The following is a 4,920-nucleotide window of genomic DNA, read 5'->3' on the forward strand; positions in this document are numbered from 1 at the left end:
GCAACCAACGGCACCACATGGACCTACACCCTGCCGCAATGGGCCGCCGCCGGCTATTCCAACGCCAGCAGCAATGCCAAGCTGCAGATCGACTACATGGCCGTGAAGAACGGCGTCACCACATGGTCGAACCTCGCGACCTATACGCTTAATTCGACAATTTGAGAACGCAGTCCCGGGCCACCTCGCAAGGGTGGCCCGGGGGCTGCCGATTTCAGGAAGCTTAATTTCAGAATCGATGAATAATAAAGGAATATTCTTATGAGTGATCTTTCAAGCGAACCTTCCGTTGTGGCTCCGGCTCTTACCATCATCTATCCGCCGACGAGCGTAGGCTTGCCCATAGAGTCACCCGTGCAGGTGTGGGTCTTTTACGGCGACAGCGGTGGCCAGGGCCTCGGCAACCAGCCTATCCAGTTCACGCCCGGCCAATACACGATCGTTCTCTCCGCCGACGCTGCCACCGATGCCGACGGCTATGCCCATGCCGTCATAAAATTGAGCAGGCCAGGCGCACTGGGCACAAACTCGGTCTTCGTGGGATCGGTGACGGCAGCGATCACGAACGGTCCAAGCATCAGCACGTCGCTGTATGCATTCGCTGCCGCCGGCGGTCCCGGCAAGATCGAGATCGAAAACAGAAGATTCACCGAGCCACCCTATGATGGGCTCGCGATACTCCCAGAGCACAATCTGATGAGGTTGAGATATACACTCGCTGACGGGAAGGGAGCAATCTGCCCAAAATTGATCTGCACGCCTACGGACCCTTCGTTGCAAGCCTATTTCCAATACGATGTCGCCTTTGGCGACGTCTATGGGACCGCCTGGAATCCAGCATCGGTCAAGCAGAGAAACTCGGATTGGGGAACTCCGTTTGACGCACATTTCAAGGCGCAAGCGCCAAATGTGATCGCTCAGAACAGCGATACAGGCACTTATCCGCCGAGCCAATTGTGGCATATAGGGATAATTGGGGGGGCTCCCCAAATCCTGAAAATCGGTCCCGCGGACGACATGGCGAAACGGCTCCTCCCCAACGGAGAGCCCGTGCTTTTCAAAGCCGTTTTTCTGAGCCCGGATGGGGTTCCCCTCCAGGGCAAGGAGGTTCAAATTGCCGTACGTTGCGAAGGAAACTATACGTTATCCCCTCCATCGGTTACCGATGAAAATGGAGAAACTGGCTTTTTTATTACGGTCCCTGACAACGGCCGCGCTGTGTTGATTCGTGCGTCTTCCATGCTTCGGGAAGAACATTACGGATATTATGGAGATAGACTCTGGGTTGGATACACCGAAGGCTGCTGGGCCGGGCTGTTTTACGATGAAACCAACCCGCCCTTCGTGAACGAAAGCGTAAGGATCACGCCGCCCGGCACGCGGCAGACGATCGGGGTGGGCGCGGAATATAAGGTCATGATCCGGGGAAACCAGCCGGTGAACAATCAGACAGTCTATTGGGAAGCCAGTCCGCCGGACCGCATTATCTTCTCGCCCCTGACCGGACCGCTCAACACGGTTCCGGGAACACGCTTTCCAACGGTGACCGACAGTCAGGGCAATAGTTCCATCCGTGTCTCGGCGATCGGATCGACGGCCTTTTTCGGAACCATTCGAGCCAAGGTGCCCAACCGCGAAACCGGAACATATTTCAGCAACGAGGTGGCCGTCGGCTTCCGTCCGCCCGCTTGAACGGGGAGTAAAAAGCGACCAGGTTGGCGGTCCTGATACGGCCGCCAAGATCGAGACAATAGTTGGATTTCACGCAGCATAATTCAAACCGCATAATAAATAAAGGAACACTCTTATGACTAATTTTTCAAGCAAAGCTTCTGATGGCAATCCGGCTCTTACTTTTATCTATCCGCCGGCGCGCGTGGCCTTGCCTGTCGAATCGCCTGTGCAGGTCTGGGTCTTCTATAGCGATAGCGATGGCACCGGGGTGGGAAACCAGCCCATCCAGTTCTCGCCCGGCACATATACGACCATTGTCTCAGCCGACACCGTCACCGATGCCGACGGCTTCGCCCATGCGGTCGTCAAGCTCGCGAAAGATGGCACCCTAGGCACCAAAGCGACGTTCGTCGGCTCTTTGACAGCTGCGATTACAGGCGACCCTTACGTTACCCTCCCGCTCCATGCAGATACATCCGCTGGCGGTCCAACCAGGACCCAGATGCAAACCGACTTCGATGCTTCAGGTTTTTCCGCCCTGACACAGCCACCGGCGGTAAATAATATTCAATTCACTCATATCCTAGCGGACGGAACACCCGCCAACTGCAGTTTGCTATCCTGCATGCCGATCGATCCCACTGAGGTGACGTATTACCGTCATTCCCTCGCGATCGGAGATACCCTAGGGATCGCGTATAATATCGCTTTAACCAAACCCGACTACATCTACGACGTTCCGCCACCTTACGACAATACACCGGCGCCCGCCGATCTTCACGTCTACACCCCCAATGTAATTACCCAACAGCAAGACGCATCCGCTATTTTAGAAGCAATCCCATATTACTTCCCATCGGCTACCAAGCCGTACGGAACACTTCATATCGGGCCCGCGGATGACATGAGCCAGCGACGTCTCCCCAGCGGGCAGCAAATATCGTTCAAGGCTGTTTATCAGGATGACACCGGCAATCCCTTGCAAGGATATCAACTGGTAGCTGATTGGTACGGCCCCCTCCAAATAACCTCATCCTCGGTCACGAATCCAACCCCAGCCTCTCTTGATGTGGCCCCCTCCCCGCGGAGTCCGGGCGTATTAGCAGAAAAGGATAACCCACCAACGGGAACCTTCTATCTGCCGCTGACGAATGGCGACGGGGAAACTTTCTTTAATGCCTCGGTATCCGAGAACGGCCGCGCCGTCTCAATTATAGTACGTCCATACAGAGTTATGCCTTATTATATCCAGGCCGGTTGGGCCGGCCTGTTTTATGACTTCGATAACCCGCCCTTCGTGAACGAAAGCGTAAGGATCACGCCGCCGGGCACACGGCAAACGATCGGGGTCGGCGCTGTATATCAGGTCACGGTCCTGCAAGGCTATGATCCGGCGACAGGCCGGCCTTATCTGCCGGTCGCCAATCAGACGGTCTATTGGGAAGCCAGCCCGGAAGACCAGATTATTTTCTCGCCCCTGACCGGGCCGCTTGGCACGGTGCCGGGCGAGCGTTTCCCAACGGTGACGGACAGCCAGGGCAAAAGCGCTATCCGCATCTCGGCGATCGGATCGACGGCCTTTTTCGGAACCATTCGAGCCAAGGTAGCGAACCCCGAGACCGGAACATTTTTCAGCAACGAGGTGGTCGTCGGCTTCCGTCCGCCCGCTTGAACGGCTGTCGGAGACAGCCCAGCGGATTTTGGGAATTTAGAGCAATGTCACCACTTGGTCGAATCTCGCAACCTATACGCTTAATTCGACAAGTTGAACGACCTGAAACAGGGCTGCCGCTCCATCGGAGGAGCAGCCCGAGCCCGCTAAGCCGGCACGCCTACGAATGAATTTTGACAATGGATGTTTCACAGGACGACGCTGCTGCGTCGGCCCAGATTCAGGAAAAAAGACATGACAAAAGATGCAGAGAAGAAAATTGCGATACGCGGCACCCGTACGAGCGATGGTGGCCTCCACCTCCAGCCGACTTCGGAGCCCCTTTACCTCTACATGACATGCACCTTCGAGGTGACGGTCGACAACCCGAATATCACCGTCGTTTATTGGGATGCACCCATGCCGGATGGATATACGATCATGTTCGACCCAAGCCATTCTGACTCTTTACCAGAAACGATAAATATAACCGTCTATGGGCCGAACACGGACGTCACGATCACCGTTTATGCTTGGGCTTCTCACGACATGGCCGGACAAGGCGATTTCCTCGGTAGTGCTCAGATTACGTTCAAAGCCTCCCCGAACCCGCCGAAAGGCTCGGTCGGGCTCATGGGGATCGAAGGCAATCCCCTTGCGTTGTTCGAGCAATCACACTTCCCCCATCTTTTCAGGGCCATCTGCATGGATATCCATGGCCAGCCTCTCACCGGGACGGTCAAATGGCAGGTGGTGCCTGATCAAGCAACGGATTACTTTCTCCTCTTTGCCGACGAGACACCAATTCCGGCTGACGGCGTTGCGGTCAATGGGGTTAGTGTAATCAGCGGTCATGACTGGGGATTTACGGTCCAAGCTTCTGTGACTGGCAATCTGTCAGGCTCCGTGCACGTGAACGAGGACACTTTCCCCCAAGTCGCCATAGACCTCACACCCGTTGGGTTCGGGAATCTCGTGGTGGCTTATCGAGGCAACTTAGAAATGCTATGGACGGTCTATCCGGCGGACCGGGTGACCCTGGAAAACCAGACGACGGAGGTAGGGTCAGACGGTCTCTACCGCAATACCATCACCGGTGTGACCGGCGAGGCGCCGTTCACCGCCTATTTGGCGGCCAGCACCTTCAACCCGCAAATAGGCACCCGCGACTTTTCCTATCCCCTCCCGCGCAGGTTCATCCCTCCGAGCATCGTCATCGACAAGGCCTATGCGCAGCTGCCACCCAACGGCAGCAGCGTTTCGACCAAATATCCCGACGCCGTCGTCAAATGCCAGATACAGAATAACTGGGCGACCGGAACCGAGACCCTGTATCTTCTCACCGACCAGCCCGTGAGCACCATCACCGTGCTCAAAGCGGATGGCACTCCGATCACCCGCGGCCAGAACGGCTATCCCATCACCACCAACGGCACCGACCCGACAACCTTCTATGTCGGTTCGGGCACCCAGACCCGTCTCGATCTCTACATGCAGTGGAATGGCAAAAACCTGCCCCGCGCCTCCCTCGCCTTCGCCGACAATGATCCCTCGGCCAACGCATCCCTGACGGCCCCCACCATCAAGGAACTGAC

At 56.3% G+C, this 4,920-nt stretch carries 3 protein-coding genes; all 3 read left to right on the top strand.

Annotated features, from left to right (window positions below; genetic code table 11):
• The first annotated feature begins 261 nt into the window (after window positions 1-261).
• A complete protein-coding gene (locus tag ACOWVG_RS19150) occupies window positions 262-1,692 on the top strand; it encodes a hypothetical protein (protein ID WP_420963977.1) in 1,431 nt (476 codons plus the stop codon).
• Window positions 1,693-1,807: 115 nt separating this feature from the next.
• The gene (locus ACOWVG_RS19155; RefSeq protein WP_420963978.1) at window positions 1,808-3,346 is read left to right on the top strand and encodes a hypothetical protein; all 1,539 of its coding nucleotides are present in this window, start codon (window positions 1,808-1,810) and stop codon (window positions 3,344-3,346) included.
• A 234-nt stretch (window positions 3,347-3,580) separates the two neighbouring features.
• Window positions 3,581-4,920, top strand: a 1,340-nt coding sequence (locus ACOWVG_RS19160) for a hypothetical protein (protein ID WP_420963979.1), incomplete at its 3' end; no start/stop codon positions are given.

This window comes from Brucella sp. IR073, from assembly GCF_049065735.1.
Lineage (GTDB): Bacteria > Pseudomonadota > Alphaproteobacteria > Rhizobiales > Rhizobiaceae > Paramesorhizobium.